Origin of the sequence: Methylomonas methanica (assembly GCF_001644035.1) — a bacterium.
Lineage (GTDB): Bacteria > Pseudomonadota > Gammaproteobacteria > Methylococcales > Methylomonadaceae > Methylomonas > Methylomonas methanica_A.
In genome coordinates, this window is sequence record NZ_LUUG01000087.1 from 1 (window position 1) to 26,040 (window position 26,040).

Annotated in this window: 28 protein-coding genes and 4 tRNA genes; 21 read left to right on the top strand and 11 right to left on the bottom strand. The window is 49.8% G+C overall.

Annotated features, from left to right (window positions below):
• Positions 1 to 253 precede the first annotated feature (253 nt).
• From A1332_RS15480 to A1332_RS15525, 10 genes are all read left to right on the top strand, one after another.
• Complete coding sequence (locus A1332_RS15480) at positions 254 to 1,474, top strand: aspartate kinase (protein WP_064009364.1); 1,221 nt, start codon at positions 254 to 256, stop codon at positions 1,472 to 1,474.
• Between the two features lie 288 nt (positions 1,475 to 1,762).
• Positions 1,763 to 1,972 (top strand): hypothetical protein, encoded by a 210-nt coding sequence (locus A1332_RS15485; RefSeq protein ID WP_064009365.1) that lies wholly within the window; start codon positions 1,763 to 1,765, stop codon positions 1,970 to 1,972.
• A gap of 185 nt (positions 1,973 to 2,157) precedes the next feature.
• Positions 2,158 to 2,343: a heavy metal translocating P-type ATPase metal-binding domain-containing protein gene (locus A1332_RS15490; protein ID WP_064009366.1), complete on the top strand. Its 186-nt coding sequence runs from the start codon at positions 2,158 to 2,160 to the stop codon at positions 2,341 to 2,343.
• Positions 2,344 to 2,406: 63 nt separating this feature from the next.
• Positions 2,407 to 2,658, top strand: coding sequence for a hypothetical protein (locus A1332_RS15495; protein WP_225587427.1), 252 nt, complete (start codon positions 2,407 to 2,409; stop codon positions 2,656 to 2,658).
• A 90-nt stretch (positions 2,659 to 2,748) separates the two neighbouring features.
• Entirely contained in the window at positions 2,749 to 3,363 is a 615-nt protein-coding gene (locus tag A1332_RS15500) for a hypothetical protein (RefSeq protein WP_064009367.1), read from the top strand.
• Positions 3,364 to 3,432: 69 nt separating this feature from the next.
• Entirely contained in the window at positions 3,433 to 5,883 is a 2,451-nt protein-coding gene (locus tag A1332_RS15505; RefSeq protein ID WP_064009368.1) for a heavy metal translocating P-type ATPase, read from the top strand.
• Positions 5,884 to 6,726, top strand: coding sequence for a sulfite exporter TauE/SafE family protein (locus tag A1332_RS15510; RefSeq protein WP_231890316.1), 843 nt, complete (start codon positions 5,884 to 5,886; stop codon positions 6,724 to 6,726).
• Positions 6,727 to 6,799: 73 nt separating this feature from the next.
• Positions 6,800 to 6,875 (top strand) — tRNA-Thr (locus A1332_RS15515).
• Positions 6,876 to 7,568: 693 nt separating this feature from the next.
• Complete coding sequence (locus tag A1332_RS15520; RefSeq protein ID WP_064009369.1) at positions 7,569 to 9,008, top strand: alkaline phosphatase PhoX; 1,440 nt, start codon at positions 7,569 to 7,571, stop codon at positions 9,006 to 9,008.
• A 148-nt stretch (positions 9,009 to 9,156) separates the two neighbouring features.
• Positions 9,157 to 9,879, top strand: coding sequence for a hypothetical protein (locus A1332_RS15525; RefSeq protein WP_197491476.1), 723 nt, complete (start codon positions 9,157 to 9,159; stop codon positions 9,877 to 9,879).
• Between the two features lie 253 nt (positions 9,880 to 10,132).
• Here the strand turns inward: A1332_RS15525 and A1332_RS15530 are convergent, their stop codons facing one another.
• A complete protein-coding gene (locus A1332_RS15530) occupies positions 10,133 to 11,671 on the bottom strand; it encodes a flavin monoamine oxidase family protein (RefSeq protein ID WP_231890317.1) in 1,539 nt (512 codons plus the stop codon).
• 144 nt (positions 11,672 to 11,815) lie between these two features.
• On the opposite strand from A1332_RS15530, the gene A1332_RS15535 reads away from it, so the two are divergent.
• The 7 genes from A1332_RS15535 to A1332_RS15570 all read left to right on the top strand — a co-directional run bounded on the left by A1332_RS15535 (position 11,816) and on the right by A1332_RS15570 (position 15,533).
• On the top strand, positions 11,816 to 13,204 hold the full coding sequence (locus tag A1332_RS15535) for an ethanolamine ammonia-lyase subunit EutB (protein WP_064009370.1): 1,389 nt from the start codon (positions 11,816 to 11,818) through the stop codon (positions 13,202 to 13,204).
• Positions 13,201 to 13,995 carry an ethanolamine ammonia-lyase subunit EutC gene (eutC, locus tag A1332_RS15540; protein WP_064009371.1) on the top strand — a complete coding sequence of 265 codons (795 nt, stop codon included), beginning with the start codon at positions 13,201 to 13,203 and terminating at the stop codon, positions 13,993 to 13,995. Before A1332_RS15535 ends, eutC begins: the two co-directional genes overlap by 4 nt.
• 577 nt (positions 13,996 to 14,572) lie before the next feature.
• A complete protein-coding gene (locus A1332_RS15550; RefSeq protein ID WP_020482892.1) occupies positions 14,573 to 14,764 on the top strand; it encodes a hypothetical protein in 192 nt (63 codons plus the stop codon).
• A gap of 245 nt (positions 14,765 to 15,009) precedes the next feature.
• Positions 15,010 to 15,201, top strand: coding sequence for a carbon storage regulator CsrA (gene csrA / locus A1332_RS15555; RefSeq protein ID WP_020482891.1), 192 nt, complete (start codon positions 15,010 to 15,012; stop codon positions 15,199 to 15,201).
• A gap of 10 nt (positions 15,202 to 15,211) precedes the next feature.
• Positions 15,212 to 15,302 (top strand) — tRNA-Ser (locus tag A1332_RS15560).
• Positions 15,303 to 15,358: 56 nt separating this feature from the next.
• Positions 15,359 to 15,435: transfer RNA gene (locus A1332_RS15565), tRNA-Arg, on the top strand.
• Between the two features lie 22 nt (positions 15,436 to 15,457).
• Positions 15,458 to 15,533 (top strand) — tRNA-Asn (locus tag A1332_RS15570).
• Positions 15,534 to 15,695: 162 nt separating this feature from the next.
• Here the strand turns inward: A1332_RS15570 and A1332_RS15575 are convergent.
• From A1332_RS15575 to A1332_RS26050, 5 genes are read right to left on the bottom strand one after another with little or no spacing between them, the layout of a single operon-like run.
• Complete coding sequence (locus A1332_RS15575; RefSeq protein ID WP_020482890.1) at positions 15,696 to 15,920, bottom strand: helix-turn-helix transcriptional regulator; 225 nt, start codon at positions 15,918 to 15,920, stop codon at positions 15,696 to 15,698.
• A gap of 12 nt (positions 15,921 to 15,932) precedes the next feature.
• On the bottom strand, positions 15,933 to 16,400 hold the full coding sequence (locus tag A1332_RS15580; protein WP_064009373.1) for a FlhC family transcriptional regulator: 468 nt from the start codon (positions 16,398 to 16,400) through the stop codon (positions 15,933 to 15,935).
• 11 nt (positions 16,401 to 16,411) lie between these two features.
• Positions 16,412 to 17,005, bottom strand: a complete 594-nt coding sequence (locus tag A1332_RS15585; RefSeq protein WP_064009374.1) for an STAS-like domain-containing protein — start codon at positions 17,003 to 17,005, stop codon at positions 16,412 to 16,414.
• 50 nt (positions 17,006 to 17,055) lie between these two features.
• Complete coding sequence (locus A1332_RS24880; RefSeq protein WP_082879721.1) at positions 17,056 to 17,649, bottom strand: FlhC family transcriptional regulator; 594 nt, start codon at positions 17,647 to 17,649, stop codon at positions 17,056 to 17,058.
• On the bottom strand, positions 17,630 to 18,286 hold the full coding sequence (locus A1332_RS26050; protein WP_231890318.1) for a flagellar transcriptional regulator FlhD: 657 nt from the start codon (positions 18,284 to 18,286) through the stop codon (positions 17,630 to 17,632). The genes A1332_RS24880 and A1332_RS26050 overlap by 20 nt, the downstream gene beginning before the upstream one ends.
• Before the next feature lie 63 nt (positions 18,287 to 18,349).
• Between A1332_RS26050 and A1332_RS15595 the strand changes: the two genes are divergently transcribed.
• The 4 genes from A1332_RS15595 (at position 18,350) to A1332_RS15610 (ending at position 21,577) form a co-directional block, all read left to right on the top strand.
• Positions 18,350 to 19,336: a hypothetical protein gene (locus A1332_RS15595; protein ID WP_064009375.1), complete on the top strand. Its 987-nt coding sequence runs from the start codon at positions 18,350 to 18,352 to the stop codon at positions 19,334 to 19,336.
• 65 nt (positions 19,337 to 19,401) lie between these two features.
• Positions 19,402 to 20,019 carry a HEPN domain-containing protein gene (locus A1332_RS15600; protein WP_197491477.1) on the top strand — a complete coding sequence of 206 codons (618 nt, stop codon included), beginning with the start codon at positions 19,402 to 19,404 and terminating at the stop codon, positions 20,017 to 20,019.
• Between the two features lie 30 nt (positions 20,020 to 20,049).
• Entirely contained in the window at positions 20,050 to 20,895 is an 846-nt protein-coding gene (locus tag A1332_RS15605; protein WP_064009377.1) for an alpha/beta fold hydrolase, read from the top strand.
• Positions 20,896 to 20,932: 37 nt separating this feature from the next.
• Positions 20,933 to 21,577 (top strand): hypothetical protein, encoded by a 645-nt coding sequence (locus tag A1332_RS15610; protein WP_064009378.1) that lies wholly within the window; start codon positions 20,933 to 20,935, stop codon positions 21,575 to 21,577.
• 626 nt (positions 21,578 to 22,203) lie between these two features.
• Here the strand turns inward: A1332_RS15610 and A1332_RS15615 are convergent.
• From A1332_RS15615 to A1332_RS26055, 5 genes are all read right to left on the bottom strand, one after another.
• Positions 22,204 to 22,815 (bottom strand): hypothetical protein, encoded by a 612-nt coding sequence (locus tag A1332_RS15615; protein WP_064009379.1) that lies wholly within the window; start codon positions 22,813 to 22,815, stop codon positions 22,204 to 22,206.
• Positions 22,802 to 23,332 carry an exosortase family protein XrtM gene (gene xrtM, locus A1332_RS15620; RefSeq protein ID WP_064009380.1) on the bottom strand — a complete coding sequence of 177 codons (531 nt, stop codon included), beginning with the start codon at positions 23,330 to 23,332 and terminating at the stop codon, positions 22,802 to 22,804. Before xrtM ends, A1332_RS15615 begins: the two co-directional genes overlap by 14 nt.
• Before the next feature lie 97 nt (positions 23,333 to 23,429).
• Complete coding sequence (locus tag A1332_RS15625; RefSeq protein ID WP_064009381.1) at positions 23,430 to 23,858, bottom strand: hypothetical protein; 429 nt, start codon at positions 23,856 to 23,858, stop codon at positions 23,430 to 23,432.
• Positions 23,859 to 23,973: 115 nt separating this feature from the next.
• Positions 23,974 to 24,363 carry a hypothetical protein gene (locus tag A1332_RS15630; protein ID WP_064009382.1) on the bottom strand — a complete coding sequence of 130 codons (390 nt, stop codon included), beginning with the start codon at positions 24,361 to 24,363 and terminating at the stop codon, positions 23,974 to 23,976.
• 9 nt (positions 24,364 to 24,372) lie between these two features.
• The coding region (locus tag A1332_RS26055) for an RHS repeat-associated core domain-containing protein (protein WP_331709879.1) at positions 24,373 to 26,040 on the bottom strand (1,668 nt) is incomplete at its 5' end.

Here is a 26,040-nt window from a genome sequence, read left to right on the forward strand (position 1 = left end):
GAATAGCCCGAAGGGGTGCGGCATGGATGCCGCACGTTGCCGAAGGGGCAGGAAGCCCCTTTCGGCAACCCCCGCCGAAAGCGAGGAGCGCAGGGAATAAGCGGCATCCGGGTCGCCTTTTCTTTGGATACTTTCTTTTGGCGACGCAAAAGAAAGTATCTCGGCCGTCGGTCCGAAAACCGACTTTAAAATAATCCGTCGCGATAGCGACACAACTATAAAAGCCTAACAGCCAAGAAAGGTCTAAAAAAGCATGGCATTGTACGTCTATAAATTTGGCGGCACTTCCGTTGGTACGGTCGAACGTATCAAGGCGGTTGCTGAGAAAGTAAAAAACGCTCGCGATGCGGGCGATCAGATTGTGGTGGTGGTGTCCGCGATGAGCGGCGAGACCAATCGCCTCGTGGCATTGGCAAAAGAAATGCAGCCGCAGCCGACCGACCGGGAACTGGACGTGTTGCTGTCCACCGGCGAGCAGGTCACCATCGCCTTGTTGTCGATGGCCTTGCATCAGTTGGGTTGCGAGGCGCGTTCTTATACCGGCGCACAAGTGCGGATTCTCACCGATAGCGCGCACACCAAAGCGCGGATTCGGGAAATCGACGAAGCTAATATGCGAGCCGATTTGGATGCGGGCCGGGTAGTAGTAGTGGCCGGATTCCAAGGTGTGGACGAGCATGGCAACATCACCACCTTGGGTCGTGGCGGCTCGGATACTACGGGTGTGGCATTAGCGGCGGCCTTAAAGGCTGACGAATGCCATATCTATACCGACGTTGACGGCGTATACACTACCGATCCGCGCGTAGTGCCGAAAGCCCGGCGGTTGGATCGCATCACGTTTGAGGAAATGCTGGAGATGGCCAGCCTCGGCTCCAAAGTCTTGCAAATCCGATCGGTCGAGTTCGCCGGCAAATACAACGTCAAATTGCGCGTGTTGTCTTCGTTCATGGAAGGCAACGGCACCCTTATTACCTACGAGGAATCAGAAATGGAAAGAGCGTTAATTTCAGGCATCGCGTTTAACCGGGACGAGGCCAAGCTGACCTTGACCGGCGTGCCTGATCTGCCGGGCGTGGCCTCAAAAATCCTGGGGCCGATCGCGGCCGAGAATATCGAAGTGGACATGATCGTGCAGAACATTTCCGCCAACGGCACGACCGACTTCACTTTTACCGTTAATCGCAATGATTTTATGCGGGCGCAGAAAGTGTTGGAAAGCTTGCGTGCTGATTTGGGTGGCAATACGACTATCATCGGCGATAGCAGCATCGTCAAAGTGTCTATCGTCGGCGTCGGCATGCGCTCGCACGCGGGCATTGCCAGCACCATGTTTAAGGTGTTGGCCGACGAAGGGATTAATATCCAGATGATTTCTACGTCCGAGATCAAGATTTCCGTTGTAGTGGATGAGAAATATCTGGAATTGGCGGTGCGCGCGCTACACAAAGCGTTTGGCCTCGATCAGGAATAGTTCCGTCACGTTGTCTATTGCTTGTTGCGGGCGCTATACGTTCAATAAATCCCCAGTTTTTGTATCGAAGGCATGCGTTGGATGCTGATGCAGGGCTGGGGATTTTTTTGACTGCTTTCTAAAAAACTATGTTAGATAACTTAAAAATAACGAGGCATTTCCCTTGTTTTTGATGGTTTTTTAAAGCGTTTTTACTTTTAGTCAATATAATCAAATGATTATATTTTGGCACTCTTTATGCTTTTTACCTCCGGTGGATTTTTAATTTTTTCTGCGTGAGGTGAGTTAATGGCTCAAGAATTAATTGTTGTAAATCAAGAAGTCGTGGCACAGCAAATCAACACCGCCGGCTTGATGCTCGGCGCCGGTTTGGCTGTGGCCTCAATGATATTGGTACCTGCCTTGGCGATGCGTCTTGGTTTGAGCGCCAGCTTGACCGGCGCCCTGAGAATTGCGTTGATGAAGGCATCCAGTCGGGCAGCACACGGCAAGCGATGATTTAAGTCGCTAGCGCCGTATATGTATCTAACTGTTGCTGATTTGGCCCGCTTTAGGGCTATTGAATTTCCTACTTGTAATGGCCTTGGCGGTGCTTGCTTTAGTTTTGCGCCTGGTGTTTACCAGGTTTATTTAGGCGCTATAATCCTGCAATGTGCACAGGTAATAAGTGAGTTCGTGTAACAATGGATGATAATAAGAAAAGCTGCGATCTTTGCGGGTTAGCCGTTGAAGTGGAAGGGTTTAGATTAAAAACCCTGCAAGGTGATAAGCGCTTTTGCTGCGAGGGCTGCAAGGGGATCTATCAAATGTTGCATGAAGCGCAGGTTTTACCTGAAGACGCCGACGATTCAATCCAGCCCCAGTCTTAACCAGCAACGAGGACGCAGATGGCACATGTTCACAATCCAAAGAAGAGTTCGAACGATTCATCCATGACTAAGCAGGTGGTGGCTGGTACACTAGCCACTGCAACTGTAAACACTGGAGGAAAATTGATGACTAAATTAGCGAAACACCCTCTATTGGTGTTCGGTGCAGGCATGGTGGCGGGCTATTTTGTTTACAAATACAGAAAGGAAATTATTTCCAGCGCCACAAAAACGATTGATGCCGGCAAGGATTTTGTGTTGCATCAAAAAGAAAATCTCGAAGACATCGTTGCCGAAGCGAAAGAAGGCAATTAACCCCGTTCGATTCTTGGACATTTGGCTGTAACTTGAAACGGGCGGTCGCTGCTGAAGCAGGGCCGCCCGTTTTACTTTTCCCTGTTGACTATGGCTATCCAAAAAGAATTTGTACTACGTTACCGCCATGACGGTCATGTGCGTTTTCAGGTGCCCACGCAAGCTTGTCAACCGACGGTGGCAACATTGATAAGCACCAAGCTTGGTGCGATACGTGGCGTCCAATCCGTCAGCCTGTATCGTGGGCAGGGCAAATTATCAATCAGATACGATCAGGCTATCTGTGGCTTTACCAGTGTGGCGACACAGCTGTTTCAAATTCTTGCCGAACTGGAGCAGCAAGGTTATTTCGACAGTAAACCGTTAGCGGAGAAGGCTAAAAAGTCTGTTCTCGGCATCAAAATGCGATTGAAAGGTACCCGCATTGGCGGGTGGTTCAATGATAAATATCAAGCCGGCAAGGAAACGGTACAGGCGGCCAAAATTATCGGTAAGGTCAGTACCAAAGGCCCGAAAGCTCTGTTTAAAGATCCCGAAAAAGCCACGATAGATTTTTTGAACGATGTGCTGGTCTTGTATTTGATAAAAACTCACTGGACCCGCATCACGCAGGAGTGGTTGGTCAAACCCATCGTGCATCGTTACGAGTGGATGGCGGTGTTTTATATGTTTTTCTTATTAGTGCGTTCGCGCCGGCCCAAGTAGAGATTGTCAACGCCAATCCTATGATTTCCATAGGGTTGGCTCGCTAGCCCATCAAATCCTCAGTCGCCCATGGAAACCGATACTCTAAATTACGTGCATTTTTCCGTTCGACATCAGCTAAAAAATCGGATCCGGATCATTACGCCGGTGTTACTTAACGACCCTGAACGCAGTTATATCCTGGAAATACTGCTGAAAAAGCGCCCGGAAATTAAAAGTGTGCGCTCGGTATTTGAAATCGGTTCAGTGGTGATTGAATTCGATTCCAATCGTTTACCGGCAAAAAACTTGCTGATCATGTTGGATGCAGTGTTGGGTAATATCTCGTTAAAGCAGACTGAGTTAAAAAAAGATAAGAAAAAAGCATTCGACGGGCCCCTGCAAGAAGTTGATTTAGCCGTGCAAGGCATGAGTTGCGCATCCTGCGCGCTATTGATCGAAATGGTGTTAAACCGCGACGAACGGGTTAAAAAAGCCGGCGTAAATTTTGCCACCGAAACCGTTACGGTGCAGGGCCAGATCAGCAAAGCAGAGGTGATCGATAAAATCGAAAAACTGGGTTATAGCGCTATGCCCATCGACACGCTGTCGCAGCGGAAGAAACTCATCGAAAAGGAGTTGCAACGAATTGACGTAGCCCGGCGTCGATTTGTATGGGCAGGGCTATTAACCGCACCCGTGGTGACGATCGCCATGACAATGGGGGGGCGGACTTGGATGCATTGGTTGCAGTTTGCGCTAACTACCCAGGTGGTGTTCGGCACCGGCAGCCAGTTTTTCAGCAAGGCGTATAAGCTGGCCAAACAGCGCGCAGCCAATATGGACAGTTTGATCGCGCTGGGTGTGGGCTCTGCGTATGGCTACAGCATTCCGTCCCTGTTCCGGCGGCGCGGCCATGTGTATTTCGAAGCGGCGGCGGCCATCATTACCTTTGTTCTATTGGGTCGTTATCTGGAAGAACGGGCCAGAGGCAAGGCCGGCGAAGCGATACGTAAATTGGTCGATCTGCAACCGCAAACCGCGACTTTGTTGCTGGATGACGGTAGCGAACGCATCGTTGATGTTGACGACATAAAGATAGACGATGTGATGCTGGTCAGGCCGGGCGAAAAAATTCCCACCGACGGTGTGGTGATTGTCGGTCTTTCCACGGTCGATGAGGCGATGATTACCGGCGAAAGCATGCCGGTGGTGAAGAGTGTTGGTCATGCGGTAATTGGCGGTTGTGTCAACGGCAACGGCGTGTTGCATATCAAGGCCACAGCGATAGGCATGGATACCGTGCTGGCGGGCATCGTACATATGGTCGATCAAGCCCAGGCCGCCAAACTGCCCATTCAGAAGCAGGTCGATAAAATTTCGGCGGTATTCGTACCGGCGGTGATGGCGATTTCCGCTGTCACCCTAGCTGGTTGGCTGCTGGCTGGCGCGCCGTTTGCCTTTGCTTTTGGTAATGCTATCACCGTTTTGTTGATTGCTTGTCCGTGCGCGTTGGGCTTGGCGACGCCAGCCGCAATCATGGTCGGCACCGGCCAAGCTGCCAAGCAGGGCGTCTATATCCGCAACGGCGAAAGTCTGGAAATTGCCAGTAAACTGAACGCTATCGTTTTCGATAAGACCGGCACCATCACAGAAGGCAAACCCCGTGTCAGCAAGGTCTATAAATTATCTCGTCTGGCTGAAAACAAGTTAGTGATGCTGGCGGCATCCGCCGAGAACAACTCAGAGCATTTTCTCGGCAAAGCGGTGGTGGCCTATGCCCGCGACGCGGGTGTCGAGTTACAGGAATGTGCATATTTTTATAGCGAAACCGGCCACGGTATTCGGGCCGAGGTGGACGGCTACAAATTGCTGCTGGGAAATCGGGGGTGGCTTGAGAATCAGCAAGTTGATGTAAGCCGCTTAGTCGAGCAGGCTGACAATTTTGCCGATCAAGGGCAAACCCCGGTTTATATGGCGATCAACGGCAAGGAAGCCGCCATATTCGCGATTGCCGATAATCCGCGCCCGGAAGCTGCTGCAGCAATTACGCGTTTGCACGAATTGGGTATCAAAACCATGATGGTAACCGGCGACACCGAGAGAACTGCTTATTACATCGCGGATAAAGTCGGCATAGCCGATGTGGTTGCTAACGCCAAACCCGAGCAAAAACTGCAAATTATTCGGCAGTTGCAGGACGAAGGACACAACGTCGGCATGATAGGTGACGGCATCAACGATGCGCCTGCGCTGGCGGCAGCCAATGTTGGTTTTGCAGTCGGCAGCGGTACCGATATTGCCATCGAATCCGCCGATCTGACCCTGGTGCAAGGCGATATCGGTAAGGTCACCGATACTATCGAACTTAGCGCGTTTACCATCCGCGTCATCAAACAAAATCTATTTTGGGCGTTTGGCTATAACACCATCGCCATCCCGGTAGCGGCGCTGGGCAAGCTCAATCCGATGATTGCTTCCGCAGCGATGGCTTTGAGTTCTGTGTCCGTCATCGTCAACTCACTTCGATTGAACAAATAAATGGAACACAATATGGAAGGTATGGATCATGCCATGCACGGCATGACCGAAATGGCTGCGGCCACGGGATTTGATTATTCCCTGGCTTTTGTGGCCGGATTCTTGGGCAGCGGGCACTGCCTGGGGATGTGTGGGGCGCTGGTGTCCGGTTACTTCATGCGGGCCGGGAAAAGCCGCAGTTATCTACCGTATATTGCCTATCAAGCCGCCCGAATTTCCGTGTATACCTTGATCGGCGTATTGGCTGCTTCATTGGGCGTGGTGCTGGTTTCCAGCGGCTTGTTCGGCAAGATCCAAAGTATCTTGCAAATGTTGATGGGTGCGGTCGTAATTGTGTTGGCACTGGGCGTATTGGGCTGGATACCCTGGCAAGGCTCGATACGCTTGATTCCAATGCAGGTGTTACGCAAAGGCTATGCCGCAGCCAATCAAAAGGGACCACTGCTAGGTTCAGTTATCGCTGGCCTATTGAACGGTTTGATGCCATGCATGCTGACATTTGCGATGGCTGTAAAAGCCACCACAGCCTCAACCGTACTGGAAGGCGGAGCGTTGATGCTGGCATTTGGCGCCGGTACTTTGCCGATGATGCTGTTTATCAGCGTCGCCTTCGGCAAAATGAGTGTGAAACTGCGCGGTTTAATGCTTAAGGCTGCGGCATTCATCATGTTGTTGATGGGGGGCAATACCATTAACAATGGTTTGAGTTTTTACAAAGATCAAAACTTCAACCACAGTCATTTTTTGGTGTTTGTGCAAGTTAAACTGGATGAGCTAATTGTTTTTCTGCATGAAACGCTCAATTACATTGGAAGTATGCTGAGCAGTATTCAAGGGGTGTGACAGCAATTCGACGAGCTAACTAAACTTAGTGCTGGAAAAGTTCGAAATTACAGGTATAATGCGCGAATAATTTGCTGGTGTAGCTCAGTTGGTAGAGCAGCTGATTTGTAATCAGCCGGTCGCGGGTTCGAGTCCCATCGCCAGCTCCATATTTATCAAAGGCTTAGGTGTTTTTCACCTAGGCCTTTTTTATTTGTCGAAATCATCTGTGTGCTCGGTAAAAGACCCAGGCGACAAATTATTAACCCAGCCCTTAAATTCCCTGTGGCCGATAGCGGGAAGGAAAGTCGTTAAATCTCCCCCACAGTCCGAACCGTGTGCGCGGTTTTCCCACACGCGGCTCTCCAGTTGATGCTTTCCTCACGGGGAGTGTCTCTCGGTGTTACAGAAACAATTCCGTATTCAGGAAATATTCAATGATGTGCCATTCTGCACATGCCAACTTGCCAAGGTTTCTTGGGTCATGTCGAAGTAAATATTCAATTTTTGTCCGTTCCGACTCGTTACGCCAAGCTTTTGGTAGGGGGGCGGACCGTAAATATCCGCTCTCGAGCATCTTGGAGCCTAATTGCCATACTGAGTCACCGATTGGCATGGCTTTTATCGACAGGGATGCCGGGGATTCTATATCCGCTAAGCAGGAATGACTGGGAGGTTAGGCAAGACGATTTTAGTCGCGGCAAGTTGGGTACTAGCAGCGTATTACATGTCACGAAAACTTAACAGAACTGCAACTTTAATTTCTTGAGCGCTGGTTAACATTCTTTCTGCAAATTCTGTGAGGCAGATTTTTGCGGAAGACCAAAAACAATTAACCGACTTTGCTTTAGGAATGACTATTTATGAAAGCTTTTAAATTAACATTGATCGCTGCGGCAGTTACCTCTGTTGTTTCGCCTTTGACCGCTCAAGCGGCAGATACGCTGTTTGACAATTTCACTCCGCTGACAAGCTCGGCTGGCCCAATCCCTGTCGGTAGCGCTGGCGAAGCAACGCCAATCACTTTGTCCAGCCCAAACTTTACTCAAGTTTCCATCGCTGATCGCACTACTCATTTGGCGCAAGGCCAAGGCGACAGCGGTAACTGGGACATGATCACAGCAAACGAAACCGGCCCAGACGCGGGACGTTATTTGTTCATGCCTTACGAAACAGGTACCGGTGGCGTGCAACGTATCGATTTGCATGATTCCAATTACAATACTCGCACCACCACTATAGTGGCGCCAGGAACGCTGGGCTTTGTAGCCGGTGATGCATCGCGTTGGACACCTTGGGGTACTTATTTGACAGCTGAAGAGTCTTGGAGCGATCCAGCTCAAGCCGCTTCACCTTATGGTCGTTTGTTCGAAGTCACTAACCCTACCACTGCCGGTGTAAACGGTGGCAACTTCGTACAACGTAAAATCGGTCCTGCAGACATTCGTGTTTCTCATGAAGGTTTGGCGTTCGACGCAGCGAACAATTTTTATTTCATCGACGAACGCGACGATAGTCATATCTTCAAGTTTACTTCCGCTAATCCTAATGCCACTAACGGTGACGACTTCTTCGGTGCAGGTTTGACTTCCGTATTGCGCGTCGGCGATGGTACTGTGCAAGAAGCAGAGGGCGCATACAGCTGGATCGATTTGACCGACTTGGCCGGTAACGCTTTGGCTGGCACTGTAGTCAAAACTGATCCAAATGGTATGACTGTGTTGGATGGTCGTGCTACGCCAAATGTCTCAGCTTTCCTAGGTACCAACTTTGATCGCCCTGAAGATTTGGAAATTCACACCTTGGATAACGGCGATCAATTGTTGTATGTGGCTACCACAACTAATAACAAAGTATTTTCGCTGAACTTAGCCAACAACAATATCAAGTTGTTTGCTAGCCAAGCCACTACAGATTTGGCGACTGGTAATGCTGCCGGTACTGGTTTCAGAAACCCGGATAATCTTGCTGTCGATGCGGAAGGCAATATTTATATCATCGAAGACCGCAACGGTGGTGTTGATGACGACATCTGGTTTGCTAAAGACTTGAACAATGACGGTGATTTGTTGGATGCAGGTGAAGGCTTGGCGCGTTGGGCATCAAACGGTACCCAAGGCTCCGAGTTTACCGGCTTGTACTTTGATAAATTCAATCCAAACGTTGCCTATGTCAACATTCAACACCCAAGCAGTGGTAATGATCGCACGATGCAAATCAACGCGGTACCAGTACCTGGCGCGGTTTGGTTGTTCGGTTCCGCAATTGCCGGCATGATCGGCCTGCGCCGCCGCAAAGCCTAATTGCTTAAGGGAGCAGGGGCTGTTCCCGCTTTAGATTGATAAAAAGCCCGGCTTTATGTCGGGCTTTTTTGTGATGGGTAGCCTTACGGACTAGACAAGCAGCCCGGAAAATTTCTTCTTGACCACGAATAATTAAGAGAATCCAAACATGAACAAAAAAATGATGATGGCCGCCGTGCTGGTGGCTTTATCTGTAAGCGCCGGCGCGGAAGCGGCTGTAATTACGCAATGGAATTTCAACTCCAATCCTGCTGATGCTGCCACCGGCACCGGTTCAACTTCTCCTAACATTGGCAGCGGCGCGGCTTCGCTGCTTGGCACCACGGCAACTTTTGCCAGTGGCGATGCCAGCGGCGGTTCATCCGACCCAGCGACAGGTGATGATAGCGGTTGGAATACAAGCAGTTATGCGGCTCAAGGTGCAAGCAATAAAACTCGCGGTACGCAGTATCTGGTCAGCACGGTGGGTTTCGATAACATTCAGATCAGCTACGACTTACGCCACAGCAATACCTCCTCTAAATACGAGCAAGTGCAATACACCACTGACGGCAGCAGCTGGACCGACTTTTCTTTGTTTAGCGGTGCAACAGGTGATACTTGGTTCAATGGCCGATCAGTAGATTTAAGCAGCGTCGCCGGCGTAGCCAACAATGCTAATTTCGGTTTTCGCGTCTTGGCCGCTTTCGCACCCGCAACTAGTGCATACGCGGCATCTTCTCCAACCGGCACTTATGGCACTGCCGGCACCTGGCGTTTCGACATGGTAACGGTATCAGGCACTGCGGTAGCCGCCGTGCCAGTGCCTGGCGCAGTCTGGTTGTTCGGTTCCGCGTTGTTAGGCTTTTTGGGTATTCGGCGCAAAGCTTAATTTATTAAAAGTCAACACAGGGACGTGGCCTTACTCTTTTGGCGGCAAGGCAAGCTTGCCGCTGCTTTTTAAGAAGGCGATTTTTAATTCAAGTATTTGATTTGGCTAATAACTCGATTCGACAACAATTATGGCCCGGCAGTATGTGTTGTTGGTATCTAGCCCGGACGTGGCGTGTTGAAGCACGATACTGCTGCTCTAAAATAGGCCCAGTACACACTGGGCACAAAGGCGCACGGTATTAAGGGTTGATTTAATCGCTTCTCTGCAAAATATCCTTAACCACCCGCAATGCGGACTGGCTGGCGCCGTTCGAGTGGGTATCTTCGGTAAAATCTCCGGCAAAATAGACGCGGCCTTGCGGCTTTCTTAGTGACTCGGACAGCGCATCGAAACGCGACCGGCCGACCGGCCAGGAGGCGATGGCGCGCGGATGGTAGCGGTAAAAACTCATTTGCTTGACCGACTGCCGAAAGCCCGGCCAATGTTTATCAAACGCGGTTAACAGCGCTTCTTGAATCTGGTCCGGATCGCTAATCCGCGAGTTAAAGCGCTCCGCATCCGCGCCGCTGACCAATAAATTCAACAGCGCATCTCCGCCGGGTTTGGATTCGCCTCCGTAAATCACCCCCAAAGGACTGTCGGTCATAATCGGCAAGACGCTTTCGCCGTCGTAAGTCCAAAAACTGCCGGCGGCGTTGTCGACCCTCACGTGGGCGGTAAAGTAAGCGCCGGCGGATTGGGTTTGGATCGCTTGTTTACGCTCGGCGCTAAGCTCCGGAGTAAATTGGATGTCGTTAAGCCGGAACAACGGAATCGCGGTGATCACGTATTTGGCGCGGAAAATCTGTTGCTTGAAGTTGCCTTGGTCGGTCGCCGTTACTTCCACGCCACTGTCGGTGGATTTGATATGGGTGACCAGTTGATTGAGCCGAATTCGATCCTTGCCGATAAATATTGCCAGCGCTTGCGCGGCGCGCTGATTGCCGCCGACCACATGACGCGGCGCCAAGCCGTTGCCGGAAAAGTAATGCCATTCGGCAATGCCGTCCAGTGCGCTGATTTTCTGCCAGGAGGTGGCGTATTCCGGTTCGGTTTCGATGCGCACCAGCTCCTGGGCTTTGGGGGACAGGCCACTGGTGTTTTTGATCCAGTCGGCGAAGGACGTTTCCATTAATGCCAGCAACTCGTCCGGTAAGGGGCGCTGCTGCAATTGCCGATAAAGCTCGGCCATTTTGGCGTCCCAGAGTTTATAGGCTTGCAGTTCGTCGGTATCCAGCACGGAGCGCAGAAACTCCGGATTGGAGTCTTGGGTGAAAGGATAGAGCTTGCCCTGGTAATAGAAACTGGAAAAACTGCTGTACGCCGTTTCCATCGGAATTTTCAGGTCTTTAAAAATTTCGATAGCCGGGTTATTTTCCCAAAACTCTTCCAGACCCACTTCGGCATGCGCGCCGCCCGGATAAGACGCCGTGCGGATGCGGCCGCCGATATGCGGACTCATTTCCAGAATCAGGGCGGTTTTACCGGCCTTTTTCAAATGATACGCTGCACTTAAACCCGATAGGCCGGCACCGACGATTAAGACATCGGCGCTAAGTGGAGGTTCGGCGGACACTGTGGCGGAGCGCAGGCTCAGCGACAATGTCAAAATTATGAATATTATGAAACGGTTGGATTGCTTGAGATATCGGGTGGTCATCTGCGTCACCTTAAGGATGTTTGCAAGCTGCAAGCCGCTAGACAATAACGCCAAATCCTGGCTTAAACGGCTTAGTAGGGCCGAATTCATTCGGCTTGGCATCGCTAGTTATTACTAGAGTATCAGCCAAATATTGCAGGGTAGTGACTTGAGGGCAGGGTGTTTGTCGCGTCACATAATGGTCACAAACTTGTCGTATTCTCGGCGTTTATCCCATCATAACCTGTCTGGCTAATGAATTATTCCGCAACTGTAAAGGGCAAAAGCTTTGATTTTCGCGATTTGCGTACCTTGCTGGCCAAGGCTTCACCACGCCGGTCGGCGGATGAATTGGCCGGTTTGGCGGCGGCTTCCGAAGTCGAACGCGCAGTGGCTCAGCAAGTGTTGGCCGACGTACCCTTGCGCCAGTTCGTCGAAGAGCCTTTGATCGCGCCTGAGCTGGATGAAGTTTCCCGATTGATTTTGGATCAGCACGATGCCGCGGCATTTTCCCCGATTGCGAACTTGAGTGTCGGCGAGTTTCGCGACTGGTTGTTAACTGACGATAGCGACTTGGCGGCAATCTCGGCGGGGCTGATGCCGGAAATGGCCGCAGCCGTCAGCAAGATCATGCGCAATCAGGATCTGATTGCTGTCGCTCGGCGTTGCCGGGTCGTTACCCGCTTTCGCAATACCATTGGCTTGCCGGGCCGCTTATCCACCCGCCTGCAACCCAATCATCCGACCGACGACCCGCGCAGCATCGCCGCCAGCATCCTGGACGGATTACTCTACGGCAGCGGCGACGCGGTGATCGGCATCAACCCGGCCACCGACAATCTAGACAACGTCTACACGCTGCTGAACTTGCTCGACGAGATTATCGTTCAGCAACAAATTCCTACCCAGTCTTGCGTGTTGGCTCACGTTACTACCAGTATGGAACTGATGAAGCGCGGCGCACCAGTGGACTTGGTATTTCAATCCATCGCCGGCACCGAAGCGGCGAATCGCAGTTTTGGCGTCGATCTGGCAATGCTCCACGAAGCTAAGTCCATGGCCGAAAGTTTGGGGCGCGGCAGTGTCGGCCAGCAGTTGATGTATTTCGAAACCGGGCAGGGCAGCGCCTTGTCGGCCAATGCCCATCACGGCATCGACGCGCAAACTTGCGAAGCGCGGGCGTATGCGGTGGCCAGGGAGTTCGACCCGCTGCTGGTCAATACCGTGGTCGGCTTCATCGGTCCGGAATATTTATACGACGGCAAGCAAATCATTCGTGCCGGTCTGGAGGATCATTTTTGCGGCAAGCTGCTCGGTGTGCCGATGGGCTGCGACATTTGTTACACCAACCATGCTGAAGCGGACCAGAACGATATGGATACACTGCTGACGCTGCTGGGTGTGGCCGGTTGCAATTTCATCATGGGCATACCCGGTGCCGACGACGTAATGCTGGCTTACCAAAGTACCTCGTTTCACGATGCCTTGTATCTGCGGCAAGTATTGGGCTTGCGGCCGGCGCCGGAATTCGAGGCCTGGCTAGAGCGAATGGGTATATTCGACGGTCATAACCGCTTGGCCGATGCGCGCAACGCCACGCCGTTGCTGAGCAACTTTCATGGTTTGCCGAGGGCTTATTCATGAACGATCAGTGGTTTACATTACGGCAATTTACCCAAGCCAGAATTGCGCAGGGCCGGGCCGGGTGCAGCTTACCGACTAGCGCGCTCCTTGATTTTCAACTGGCTCATGCCCGCGCGCGGGATGCGGTAAATCAAGCCTGGGATGTGGCGAGCTTTGCTGGGGGCGTGGACAAACTGGGACTGGAATCATTGATCTTGGCGACGCCGGTTGTTAGTCGCGAGCAGTATCTACAACGTCCTGATCTTGGGCGCCGCCTCGCGCAATCCAGTCGTGAATCACTCGCAACGCGGGCAAGCCAAATCATAGACATTGCCTTGATTGTCAGTAACGGTTTGTCGTCCACCGCCGTGGACGCGCATGGTTTGGCCTTGCTGCAAACGGTGCTTGCCGTATATACAGAGCGTGGATTGCGGATAGGGCCGATTTGTCTGGTAGCTAACGCTCGAGTAGCCTTGGCGGATGAAATTGGCGCATTGCTGAACGCGCGGCTGGCGGTGATTATCGTCGGCGAGCGGCCGGGTCTCAGTGCCGCCGATAGTTTGGGTATGTATTTAACCTACGCACCCAAACCAGGCAATACCGATGCCGAACGCAACTGCATCTCCAATATTCGCCCGCCCGCGGGTCTGTCTTTTAGCGCCGCCGCAATCAAAATGGCTTACTTGAGCGAGCAGGCCTTGCGGTGCGGTTTTTCGGGTGTGGCGCTCAAGGACGACATGCCGGGGAGGCTTACCGAGACTGGCGACGTGGCTTTGCAAAAGTGTAAGATCGGGTCAGAAAGTGCTTTGTAAACATGCCGTTTCACTTGTTACTCGGCTGTAGCCAAGGTTGACAATGAAATTCCTGAAACCCGATTGCTATTCAGTTGCGGAACTCGGCCGCTCAGTGGGTACTTTGTCCATGTTCTCTATGGCTTTTTTGAGATCATCCGGATTCGACAGTGCAGGAATACTTATTCGGCGCGCGGATCGGGCATCTCCCGGTTCAGCCTGGCAGAGAATCAGAACTTCAATTCGTACCTCTATTTGTATTTGGAGATTGCGATGAAGCCTTTCTTGCTGACTATTTGCCATTATATTTCGTTAGTTTAAGATTGCGGCAAATCGTCGCACTTTTTCTGGACAAAGCGATTTAAGTGCACTAGAATGCCTCCACCTTGACTTAGGTCAATACGAGCCGAAAAGCTTCGTATCTATTGGGGGGGGGGAATGCGACCGTGTAACGGTACAACAATAATAAAAGCGCAAGCTATTAACCTGCTATCACAGATATCAGGCGTCCAAAAAACATAAAAATAACACCGGACGAAGCCCACTTAATTGTGGGCTTTTTTATGCGCAAATTACTATAAACCTGTTTGTTATTCAGATGGCCGAAAAATCAGATTCGCTTCCACAAGATATTATGGAGGCAGAGCGTTTCATTGATGAACTAATGAACGATACTAAGCACCCGGTTCACAATCATGCTCATCCTTTACATAAAGAATCGGTTAAAGCATTAGACGAATTGATGCAGAGTCTGGATACAATGCGCCATGAATGGCTGTCTAAGGGATAGCTCAGAAAAACAGACGAATTTGTCTATCCTGATGCAGTAGCCGTTAAGCATGGTCATGCGGAATTGCGAAACAAATTGCTGCCTCATAATTTAAATTGTCATGATTTCGGCCAATGTTTGTTATCCAGTATGCTTTTCCTTAACGGCTATTCCAAATATATCTTTATTTTTTCTCAAAAACGGATATAATCGTCGGTTCGAGTATGTTGCAGTAACAAAGCGCATTAATAGTGTAGGGAGATAGTATGCTTATCTTGACTCGTAGAGTAGGAGAGACCTTGATGATTGGTGACGATGTGACTGTTACAGTTCTCGGGGTAAAAGGAAATCAAGTTAGAATTGGCGTAAATGCACCAAAAGATATATCCGTTCATAGGGAAGAAATCTACGAGAGAATTAAAAAAGAGCAGTCCGAAGCAGGGAGTACGGAGGGCTGAGTAAGTTATAGGAGAGATGGCCGAGAGGCCGAAGGCGCTCCCCTGCTAAGGGAGTATGTGCCAAAAGCGCATCGAGGGTTCGAATCCCTCTCTCTCCGCCACTAAATAAAACCTTGACATAGGTTAGATAAAGAAAGATAATAAGCGGCTCAGATAAGCGCCCGTAGCTCAGCTGGATAGAGTACTCGGCTACGAACCGAGCGGTCGGGAGTTCGAATCTCTCCGGGCGCGCCATATCGAGACAGCAAAATATTAATCCCCTGTAGCTCAGTCGGTAGAGCGGGTGACTGTTAATCACTAGGTCGGCGGTTCGAGCCCGTCCGGGGGAGCCAAATAAATCAAGGGCTTAGACAGAAATGTCTAAGCCCTTTTTTATTGCGTGGTCACTTTTATGGTCACTTTGTTTTTCACTCAAATCCGAAAAAAATTTCGTGTTTGATCGAAAAATATACGGCACCAAACGACAAATAAGGTTTGAATGCAGTTGTAACGCATCAAAGTGTTCCGACATCTTCTTTTTTTACCCTCCTTTCATAAAATTCTTTAATTTGGCTTGCAAGCCACATTTGTGGATTTCGAATTACCGGTGGAGGAACCTCACCTGCCTTCCTCATTCGCCAAAATTGGGTCCGAGTCACGCCCAATTTTTCAACCATGTCGTTAATTTTCAGGAATTCCTTTTCTTTTGCCGTCGAATTTTGCTCGGATTCAATATTCACTGGATAACCTGATTACAAATAGTTGTTACATACGCCACATCGTTCAACCAGGTCTTCTCTTGCATTCAACAGTACCCAAGCACGACAATGTGGACATATTGAGACCTGCACTTTTTTATCCTTGATGTCCTCAGACACAACCCACGCCGCTGAAAAATCAAGGTTTCCGAATGGGTAGGAATGTTTATAGGCATCAAAGGCGGTTATCACTGCTTGAATTTGATCATCGGCCAACTTACTCGCGGCCACCCGATAGCAAACCGCAAACAGCGTAACGTCTTTATATTTGCGTCTACTTCCAGTCAACCCGCGTGTTGAAAACTTGATTGAACCTGGACTAGGCGAACGTCCATGCAATTGTCGATAGGTTTGCCTTAATGGCTTGATGGGAATGCCGGTCACTTGATGCACGATTTTCACCCTGGCATGGCGTTTCAGCAATTCAATGGCTAACGTTTGCTGTTGATATTTTTTCAGCATAGACCACCCTCTCAGCATATAGAACCGGTTAAACCGAGCATGGCCTCCACTATCGGCGGTTGTTCCTTATTTATGTTCATCAGGAACTGACTGGAAAACCGAGGAGTGAAGCAAAGCCAATTGGAGCGAGCGATGAACTGAATGTCCTCCAAGGACAAATGACCGAGTGCTGTTCGCATGGTGTCATCCGTTATCCCCAGCACTAACTCTGTCAATACTGCATTTTCCCGCGCGATTTCTCTGGCCTTGATCAACCAAGTTTGATTTATCGTGTAAATCTCTTCGTCGCACCCTTGGTGATTGATCGATGACAGTTTATCGAAATAGTCGTCCAAGCTTTTGAATGCAGATTGCATTTGGATTTTATTTGTGTCACTCAAGTTAATGACTATAAGTTTCGATTTCAAATAATCGGCGCCAAACTCAGTAATCAAAGGAAAAAATAATTCCTGAAAGAATCCCTGGGTAATTGTCTTGACGTCCTTAAAATCAATGGTCAATATCTGCTGATTGGCAAAGCACTCGCGTGCGAGCCGAGCCAGATTTTTGCCATGAACGGGCTGAGGTATTTGGGATTCAGTGGTTGTAATGACAGCAATATGCATGCGACTTCTCCTTAGTAGCGTATGGATGATCTCCAGGCTGAGTGATGTAATCAAATCGGTTTTTTGGACTTTGCAGAAACCCAGCGTCGTCGTCCCGAACGATCAGTCCAAACAGTGCAGATTGGGCACTGGCTAAAGGTTGCATTAGGGTGAATCATGCTGAGAAAGCGTGCTCTGCAACATGCGCAAACAGTGAATATCAAATCGCCGGCCAAGAGCATGCTGATTAAAGACCATGCTCTGTTTATGTCTAACGAGAACTGTTTTGCTCCAAGAGATATTCCTTTAGGCTCGATGAATATGTTTGATGCGATGTTTTTATAAATGCTATAGGCGTCAACCAATACCTGTGCTGAAGATTGCTGAATTGATAATCGCCGCCGAATATCATCGAGAATGCCTAAAAATAGCGACGCGTGAATATTACGGCAGGTGGACTGAATAACCCATTGGTGATCATGAGGAAGCATGCCTTGTTTGGGTGGGCATCCTTTTACTGATTTATACAAGTCGATACTCTGCTGCCGAGACAATCGACAAAGTTGACTCACAATAGGAGGGCGAGCGCCAAGCTGGATCAATTGCTCAGCTAAAACCAAGTGGTTGGCGAAATTTGAGGCTTTTTTAAATGGCACTGTTTTCATCGGTCCGTTCCGAAACCAAGGGTTGAAGTAAATCCACGTAGGCGCCCATGGAAACGCCACTTGGAACGAAGATCGGCAGCAGCTGAATAACCGCTCTGCTACTTTCAGCTTGATCCCGAAGTTGCTCCAGCGACATGTCTGCGAGTTTTTCTATATGGATTTTATTTAAGCCAAATCGCCATGCTGTTTCTGCCGGGTTGCTGCGAGCACATTCCCTGGCTAGCATGAGATATTCGAAATTTAACCGGGAAAGATCTTCATCCAGTGTTGACATAGACGCCTCATAGTTGATTAATGGCTGTTGTCGGTATGCTAGGAGGTCAAAGCAGAAAAGTCCCGTTCGCAAGGTGACCTGTTTTGGGTCACAAACCTCTGGAAGCCTTGATAGTTCTGCATTGAAGCTGTTATTGATTAATGGTCGTAACGTTCTTTTCTTGGACTTTGACCGCCGGATGAATGCGGAAACGCGAAACGCGTACATGAAACCATTTAATGATTTCGATACTTCTCTGCTTTCGCTCCGGCTTCCAGCGTTGCTTGCTGTTGCGGAATGTGCTTTTTCTGGTACGCCAATTAAATTCAAATAGTTAAAAATCATTTCGGTATTACCCAAACCTTGAATTGTTATGGAGGACATTGTTATGAATCGACAAAGCGCAAACCAGACTGCAACTACCGGTTACCTGGTTTGGGGTGGTTTATGCGTGAGGTAATCCAATGCCTGATTGATTGGCTGGACAGCGAAACAAGCGATGAAAAAGGTCACCGCATATTGCGTGCGTTAGCTCATGAATCGTTAAAGAAAGCGGATTTCGATGAGTCGAAGCGACGGTTCACAGCCGAAGAAATCGTCGCTGCCGTTGGAGACTCGATAGGAAGTACGGATCCGAAAAAGTGGATTGATTGGCCGGGTTTCTTGAAAAAATATTGCGAAACTCGCGAGGGGCAAATTATAGAGTTTGCTCGTAAACGCGGGCTACCGCATTACCCGAAACCGGAACGAAAAAGTACAAAGGGCGGTCCGGGAAAACTCACCACGTTTTATATCAAAGCCGAGCGGGTACCAGAAGTCATGGAAGATGATAGCGCTATCGATAAGGATTGGGTAGACAACAGCATCGCAGCCGAGTTGAAAGCCAACTATCAGATGACTGAATTGGGTGAGGTACAACCTAGTTGGATAGTGAGGTGGTTGTTTCGGAACGGACAAATCGAATTGCGTCGGTGGCATGTATGGGTTGTATTAGGTTGGTTGCTGACAATTGGCGGACTCGCTGTGTTAATTGCCTATGGTGGATGGCTATCGTTATCGGTACCCAGGTCCGTGACAACGCGCGATTTGACATTATTGATAAGTGTTTTTGTCATTCCTTATGGTGCTTGGGTAACTATCATCAAGCCTTGGATATTGTTGTTCGATGATCGAATTGTTTTGGCACATGAATTGTTCATAAAAATTCATGAGCAATCAGCTCAGTTCGAGTTGCTTCGTGACGGGGATTTACGAGTGGTGCGGTTGGTTCGGTATTCAGCGGCATGCCCAATTTGTGGCGCCACCGTTTATCTTGAAAAAGGCGAACCGGATTATCGGCGAAGGTTGGTGGGGCGGTGTTATGAAAGCCCTCGAGAGCATGTGTTTAGTTTCGATCGAATCACGCGTTGCGGGCGACTACTGATTGATCGTTAATTTTTATGAAAGTGCAACAACGACCCGTTGCGGACTCTCGTTATTGGTGATTCAATGGCGGCGGTTTGGCCGTTACCGGCCATTTTAGCTATCGCAGTTATAAGGTTTCTTATCTGATTCGTTGTGAAACTTCATTACCAACCATGACCAAAGCATTCGACGCATTCGAAAGAGCCATTAGAGATGCCGAGCAGCTCCTCGCCCGATATGATGCGGAGAAATCCGCCTCAAACGGCCACAATGGGGAAGTTCTAAAACGGGCCGGCTTGGTAATGGCACTTGCTGCCTGGGAAACGTACGTCAAGGATAGAATTCATTCCGAAATCGACACTTGGCTCCAAGCAGTCGATGGCAGCCCGATTGGGAAATTTGTCCGACGGCGCCTCGAAGAAGACCTCAAGCGGTTCTTCAATCCGAATTCGGAGCGTACTCGGCGCATTTTTATCGAGTATTTCGACACAGACATTACGAAGGATTGGGTCTGGGACAACTACGATAGCAGCACCTCAAAGAAGGCCCTGGATGCGCTGATTGCGAAGCGCGGGGACGCTGCCCATAAAGCGAACACGGCAGCTCATTCAAGTGCCGAGCCTCACAAGGTAAAGCGGGAAGAGTTAGAAAAAGGCATCAGATTCTTGAAGGGTCTAGTCGCGGCAACGGAAAAGGCGAAGATCACAAAATGAGGTCTAATCGAAGATGATGAAGCAACCAGGATGGGAGGAAGGCCGCCGTATTCGCTTCCACGGCGATCACGGCCCCTCAGTGATCACACTGCAGGAGGGCCCGCCGCGTTTGGTAGCGCCGTACAACTGGCTCAGGGTTTGTCCAAGGAGTTCCGGGTAGTCGAGCCGTGGCAACGGTCAAGCGGTGATAGACCGCTGACTGTCGCAATCCATATTGAGGATCTACACAACCTAATCCTCTCGCGCTTCAATCGTCAGAAGCCCGCCCTTGTTGGTTCGTCATGGGGCGCTATGCTTGCCTTGGCCTACGCGGCAGAACACCCAGACAGTATCAACGCCATCGTTCTCGTTGGTTGTGGAACATTTGACAAGGCATCGCGTAATGCCATCGTCCAGAGACGGACTCAGAAAATTGCTGAGTACATCTCCATGCACCCCGAGCATAAGGCAGACCTGCAACTAGACGTCGGTGCGCAGATGATGAAATGGCACGACATGACCGACGCCTATGAATCGCTTGCTGCTGACAAGGAACCCTCGGAGTCCGAACCGTTCGACATGCATGGGCATACAGAGACTTGGCAAGACATGGTGCGGTGCCAAGAGGCTGGCATCTACCCGCAGTCATTTTCTTCCGTGAAGGTTCCGGCGATCATGCTACATGGTGCCGACGATCCCCATCCGGGAACAATGATCCGGGACACCCTGAAGCGTTATATACCTCATTTGGAGTATCACGAGTTCCCGCGATGCGGTCATGAACCTGAGATCGAGAAGTATGCAAAGGACGACTTCTTCGCTGTGCTAAGCTATTGGTTGAAGAAACACTTGTCCTCAATGAGCGGGGCACAACAAGGCCATCGAGGCGACGCTTGACATCGTGCCTCATGCCAGACGTTAGGCAACGCAGACAATGAGCACTTCTGAACTACCTAGCGAACTCATAGCACTGCTGAGCCAACTATCGAGCAATGTATTTCTTGGCGCCGTTTTGTCTGTAGTTTTGGCTGGGCTAGGCGCATTTCTCGGAGCATATCTTCGCAAGCAAGGCGAGGACCGTGCCATGCTTGAGAATTTTGCGGCCATTCGAGAGCAACTGAAAACCACCACTCAAGACACCGAAGAAATCAAGCAACAGCTATACGGGCAGGCATGGCGCTCGCAGCAACAGTGGTCTGCAAGGGAGCAGTACTACAGCAAATTATTGACAGAGCTCCATAATTTCAAAACTGCGCTTGGCGATCTCTCCGATTACTTCATTGAACCTGGCAGCGAACACGTACCAGATCACGCCCATGGAGAGCGCTTCAATAAACTCAATACCGAAGCATCCATGGCATACATTGAATTGCGCAAGCTCGTAGGGCCTGCTGCAGTATTTTTGTCGCCACTGGCAGTCAAGTCACTAAGCGAACTATTCATACAGCATTGGGACCTAGCAAACTTCGGCGCCATTTGCACCGCCGATTACGTCGAAAGCGCGAATACGCTAGCTCAAGCAGCATATGAACAGGTATTGTCCGAAGCAAAGTCTCACTTGGGTATAACCGATGTATAAATTGTTGCCTGGAAATCTCGGCGCTCATTAATGGCAAATATTGGAAGCCGTTTTCCAAAACTATGTGCCGGTTGAGTAGTGGGGCTTATGCTGATCGACTGGTGACGACCCCTATGTGTAGTTCCAAACTATGTGTAGATTGTTAATACCACCTGGATCAGAGATAGAGTTCACCTGGGTTCTTGCCAATACGAGTAATTCTTAGCTTCACATAGTTTTGCCGGTGGCCCTGAAGTAAAAACTCAGTGGCATCAGGGATTCCAATGATTCATGTCCGGCGCCACTCAACCAGGCAGCTATTTGAGAACCATTGGCACCCTAATTCGAGGTTTCATCACTATCGCTATGTATCAAAGTGCTGGAATCAACAATGAGCCGATGTTATCCAAACGATGGCAAGTTGATGCTACATCTTCAAGCATTGAAATTATGTGTAGTTGCACTCGGCCTTATGCAACGGATACCAAGGGCTGAGCCACAAGGTAAATTTGCAAATACACATAGTTTGGAACTACACATAGGGGTCGCTATGTGTAGATTAACATAGCGACCCAAACCGGCCAGTCAAATTTTTCTGTGAATCCTTTCGATCAAGTTCAATTTCTTAGAAAGCGGACGTTCGTTGATCAAACCCGAAGTATGGCTCGCTGTAACATAATACACAGCCAAGCGACCACAATACCCAACAACCAGCGACCGCCCAGTTCGCAAAACACCATCCAGTCCACGAACCAGGGTATCTGGCGGGGATTGATGCCCGATTCGGCAATGTCTTGAAACGATATTTCCAATTTGCCTAATAGCTGTGCCGGTAATGTCGCCATGACCACGAGAACTGCTGTCAGCAAACCCAATCCGATCAGCAGTAAACTTTGCCGCCAGTGTTGCACCGGCCACACCAGCAGAATCGATCCTTCAATCACCAGCGGCACAAAGCTATGCAGCAAGTGAGCCGATGATTTCAACTCGGTGCCAGGCGGAATGAAATGATTGGTGTTCAAATAAACGGGCCGCAACACCCAGGCTGACAATTCAATCGAATAATCCAGTTGTGATTGCGCTGATTTCAGTAAGGTTAAGCTTGACGATAGGTCCGGAGCCATTGAGATCATGACCGCCTTAAGCAGCGGGAACAGCCCTTTTGCCAGCCACTCCCCAAAATACAAAACCAAGCCGGACAACGCCAGCCAGGCTAGCAAGCCTTTTAGAGTCAGAACAAACAGCTCACGCCGGCTCATGGAGTCTATTTGTCGAGCCAAATGCCCACCAGGCAAAATAGAAACACCCAAAAATCACCATCAGTGTCGGTGCCACATATGTATGAATCAGCTGAAACCAGCCGGGTTGGTAAGCGATGACGAAATACAGCACGCAAATGCGCAAGAGATTTAGGCCATAGATCAAGCCGGTGCCCAGTAGCAGACCCAGCACCTTCCGCTTTAATCCGGATGGAAAAACCAAAACGGCGGACACCACCAAAAATAACACCCCGGCACCGTCGCAGCCGCGCACTATCTCCAGGTTGGCTTTGGCGGAAAGCAGATGATTTTGCTTGGCCAATACCTGTTCCAGCGGAGCCAGCCAGTTAAGCACATCCGCGCAGACCGTGACTACACCATGGTAATAGATGACATTGGAAAACAGGTCGACCGGAATCTTAAAGTAAGCGTAGTCAAAAAGCACGTAGCAGCCTACGAAAAGCGTGAAAGTAAGCCATTCACGACTTTTGCCGGTAAAATTCGTGTTGTTACTCACTTACAAAGAAATCCTTGCATCCTGGGCGCGCGTTATCGCTTTAATCCTATTTTTTACGTGTATGCCGGCTGGTACCCTTACATCAAAAGGTCCGTGCTCATTCAATATCTATTGATTGGTCGTCATATGTCCACTCAAAGCACTCATCACGCTCCGCCTTAAAAAAATAAGTACGAGCTACTTGGATTGCGGTTGCCAAAGAAACCAATATACGACATAAATAATCGCCGGGCTGGAAACCAATAACCAAATTTTGAGTACCAGCTCTCGATCCAACGGGTGCCATGACATAACTATGTTTATCATCTTGAGAAAAAAAAACGATAAATCCTTGCTTTGGATTTCCACCTATAGTCAAAGAAGTCCCGTTATTAGCGGAAATGAATACGCAACTATGCTCCAGTGCATTTAACGCTTTGATACGATCTTCTATTTTTAACCAATCCGGGTTTTCAATATGACCTTCTGGACCAGACAAACAGTCCCAATTTAATTCCGTAACACGGCTAAATTCTAAGATTGACATTTTATATTTTTATCACGTCCGTAGATCCATTAACATAGCGTAATGGGACGAATGGCGACCTTGGTTCCTCCGATTTTGCTACGCCAATTGGAACGGGCTCCAAGGTAAATCAACCTTAAATATGAACCTCTACACCATCTACTTGCCCCTCAGCCTCAATCACCAAAATTTTAGCATGCGCACACCACAAACCAGCGTCGACTGTTTCAATGATAAAACCACCATCAATTAGCTCCTGATTTATAATTCCTATATCTCTCCCAAGAAGCTGAATTGAACCTAAAATCGCTTCATTCGGAAAAAAAATGGAAACTTGTTCTAGCTTACCCTCTTGGTTAAATACTAAATGAAGCCCCTCATTATCGTAGGCTGTAATTAGATTTTCTGAAACTGATGTTCGTCTAAATTCATCATAACTATTGCCAAGACAATTAATCACTTGTTCCCGCGTCATTCCAAAATGTAACTGACCAACTGATTTTCCAGGATTAATTTCCCACAACATTAATACCTCTCATTTTGAAAGAGCGTCAATAGCTTCAAGAATCGCTTGATCATATTTGCTCCCAAATTTTGATTGAATATCTTGAACATCCATCAAAAAAGCATCGTCAAATTTTCCTTGATCAATCAACGAACGTTGCTGATCACGATATTGTTGCTGCGGAGAACCAGAGCCTCCACCATAGCTTGCGGTTCGCCGATGATCTGCTGGCTCCATTCTTATAGCCGGGCCATCTCCTTTTGCAAGGGGACTAGCTTGATCTGATGGCATGTGATGGCGATGAGCACCGTTTGCTATGAGATCATCATAACGCCCACCTTGTTTCTGAACAGCATTGAGCACTGGCCCCGGAATATTATCAGCCTGCCTAGCTAAATCAATCCCTTTATCAGCCCAGCGACCCATCCTGGCCGCATCGCCGGCGATGCCAGCAACCGGTATCATTCCAGTTAGCGATGATCCAGCGCCGAAAGCGTCGCATTGAGAAGCATACCATACAGCGCCAATAGCGCCGGCTGCTTGCGAGGCCACTGGTATTTCGGAGGACGCTAATATATCCAGTCCAAATTGTCCTGCACCGCCCCAACCAATCTGGCTGGCAATATTGCTGGCAGTGTTGTAGTAACTCGCTCCAGCAGTCCAGGCGTTGGAAACCCTATTCGCAAACAAACCATTCGGATCATTGAAATTAATCGGATTATTGCCAACGTAAGCATACCGGTTAATCCCGTCCGCATAGCCCAGCGGGTCGCGCTGGGTAAACCGGGTTTGGTTCGGATCGTAATATCTCGCCCGGTAGTAAGTCAGCCCACTGGCATCCGGTTCTCTGCCGGTATAGCCGTAAAGCGGAACGGTTCCGGTGCCGCCGATTTTGCTGCCGTAAGCGTCGAAGCGTTGGGTGGCGGTGACCGCTTTTGTTGCGTTGGTGGTCGCCAGCACGGAGCCGATGCCATCCTGATGGTAGTAAGCCGCCGTGGCGCTGGGCAGGTTGACGTTGCCGGTCAGCCTTGCCAGTGGATGGTCGGTGCCGGCCTGAACGTAGATTGCGTTGGCCGTGGTCCAGCCGCTGCCGGGGTATTCGGCGTAGATTGAGCTACCGTCGTAATGGTAGTTGGTGATGGTAGCGCCTTCGGTTTTTTGGGTACGTCGGCCTTGGTCGTCGTATTTAAAGCTGCCGGTGGTGACCGCGTTGACTTGGACTTGATTGAGTCGATTGAAGCTGTCGTATTGGGATTGGTTTTGGGTGCTACCGGTGCAAGCGGTATCGCTGGCTCGGGTGACCGTGCCGCCGCTACACTTTTTGATTTGCTGGCCAGCTGGATCGTAGAGGTAGGCTTCCAGCAGGGTGCCGCTCAGATTGGTTTGATGGACTTCGGTCAGTTGATTGGCCGCATCCAGCTTGTAGGCGATGGTGCTGCCGGCAGGAACACCGATTTGCTTTTGCACCCGGTTGCCGTAGACGTCGTGGCTGAAGCTTTGAGTTTGGGCGGTGGTGCCGTTTTGGACTTGGGTCAGCCGGTCCAGCGCGTCATAGCTGTAGGTGTAACCGAGGGTGGCTTGGCCGGATAGGATTTCCTGGTTGGTTTTCCTTCTGCCCAGGCCGTCGTAGCTGTATTGGCTTTGTTGGATGACGGTCGCGACGTTCTTATGGGCGACCTGGCTGAGGCTGTTGTCGCT

What these genes read in the sequence shown, in the direction of transcription:
- A1332_RS15480 (WP_064009364.1), top strand. Translation starts at nt 254, where the DNA reads ATGGCATTGTACGTCTATAAATTTGGCGGCACTTCCGTTGGTACGGTC.
- A1332_RS15485 (WP_064009365.1), top strand. Translation starts at nt 1,763, where the DNA reads ATGGCTCAAGAATTAATTGTTGTAAATCAAGAAGTCGTGGCACAGCAA.
- A1332_RS15490 (WP_064009366.1), top strand. Translation starts at nt 2,158, where the DNA reads ATGGATGATAATAAGAAAAGCTGCGATCTTTGCGGGTTAGCCGTTGAA.
- A1332_RS15495 (WP_225587427.1), top strand. Translation starts at nt 2,407, where the DNA reads ATGACTAAGCAGGTGGTGGCTGGTACACTAGCCACTGCAACTGTAAAC.
- A1332_RS15500 (WP_064009367.1), top strand. Translation starts at nt 2,749, where the DNA reads ATGGCTATCCAAAAAGAATTTGTACTACGTTACCGCCATGACGGTCAT.
- A1332_RS15505 (WP_064009368.1), top strand. Translation starts at nt 3,433, where the DNA reads ATGGAAACCGATACTCTAAATTACGTGCATTTTTCCGTTCGACATCAG.
- A1332_RS15510 (WP_231890316.1), top strand. Translation starts at nt 5,884, where the DNA reads ATGGAACACAATATGGAAGGTATGGATCATGCCATGCACGGCATGACC.
- A1332_RS15520 (WP_064009369.1), top strand. Translation starts at nt 7,569, where the DNA reads ATGAAAGCTTTTAAATTAACATTGATCGCTGCGGCAGTTACCTCTGTT.
- A1332_RS15525 (WP_197491476.1), top strand. Translation starts at nt 9,157, where the DNA reads ATGAACAAAAAAATGATGATGGCCGCCGTGCTGGTGGCTTTATCTGTA.
- A1332_RS15530 (WP_231890317.1), bottom strand. Translation starts at nt 11,671, where the DNA reads ATGAATTCGGCCCTACTAAGCCGTTTAAGCCAGGATTTGGCGTTATTG.
- A1332_RS15535 (WP_064009370.1), top strand. Translation starts at nt 11,816, where the DNA reads ATGAATTATTCCGCAACTGTAAAGGGCAAAAGCTTTGATTTTCGCGAT.
- eutC (WP_064009371.1), top strand. Translation starts at nt 13,201, where the DNA reads ATGAACGATCAGTGGTTTACATTACGGCAATTTACCCAAGCCAGAATT.
- A1332_RS15550 (WP_020482892.1), top strand. Translation starts at nt 14,573, where the DNA reads ATGGCCGAAAAATCAGATTCGCTTCCACAAGATATTATGGAGGCAGAG.
- csrA (WP_020482891.1), top strand. Translation starts at nt 15,010, where the DNA reads ATGCTTATCTTGACTCGTAGAGTAGGAGAGACCTTGATGATTGGTGAC.
- A1332_RS15580 (WP_064009373.1), bottom strand. Translation starts at nt 16,400, where the DNA reads ATGCTGAAAAAATATCAACAGCAAACGTTAGCCATTGAATTGCTGAAA.
- A1332_RS15585 (WP_064009374.1), bottom strand. Translation starts at nt 17,005, where the DNA reads ATGCATATTGCTGTCATTACAACCACTGAATCCCAAATACCTCAGCCC.
- A1332_RS24880 (WP_082879721.1), bottom strand. Translation starts at nt 17,649, where the DNA reads ATGAAAACAGTGCCATTTAAAAAAGCCTCAAATTTCGCCAACCACTTG.
- A1332_RS26050 (WP_231890318.1), bottom strand. Translation starts at nt 18,286, where the DNA reads ATGTCCTCCATAACAATTCAAGGTTTGGGTAATACCGAAATGATTTTT.
- A1332_RS15595 (WP_064009375.1), top strand. Translation starts at nt 18,350, where the DNA reads ATGCGTGAGGTAATCCAATGCCTGATTGATTGGCTGGACAGCGAAACA.
- A1332_RS15605 (WP_064009377.1), top strand. Translation starts at nt 20,050, where the DNA reads ATGGGAGGAAGGCCGCCGTATTCGCTTCCACGGCGATCACGGCCCCTC.
- A1332_RS15610 (WP_064009378.1), top strand. Translation starts at nt 20,933, where the DNA reads ATGAGCACTTCTGAACTACCTAGCGAACTCATAGCACTGCTGAGCCAA.
- A1332_RS15615 (WP_064009379.1), bottom strand. Translation starts at nt 22,815, where the DNA reads ATGAGCCGGCGTGAGCTGTTTGTTCTGACTCTAAAAGGCTTGCTAGCC.
- A1332_RS15625 (WP_064009381.1), bottom strand. Translation starts at nt 23,858, where the DNA reads ATGTCAATCTTAGAATTTAGCCGTGTTACGGAATTAAATTGGGACTGT.
- A1332_RS15630 (WP_064009382.1), bottom strand. Translation starts at nt 24,363, where the DNA reads ATGTTGTGGGAAATTAATCCTGGAAAATCAGTTGGTCAGTTACATTTT.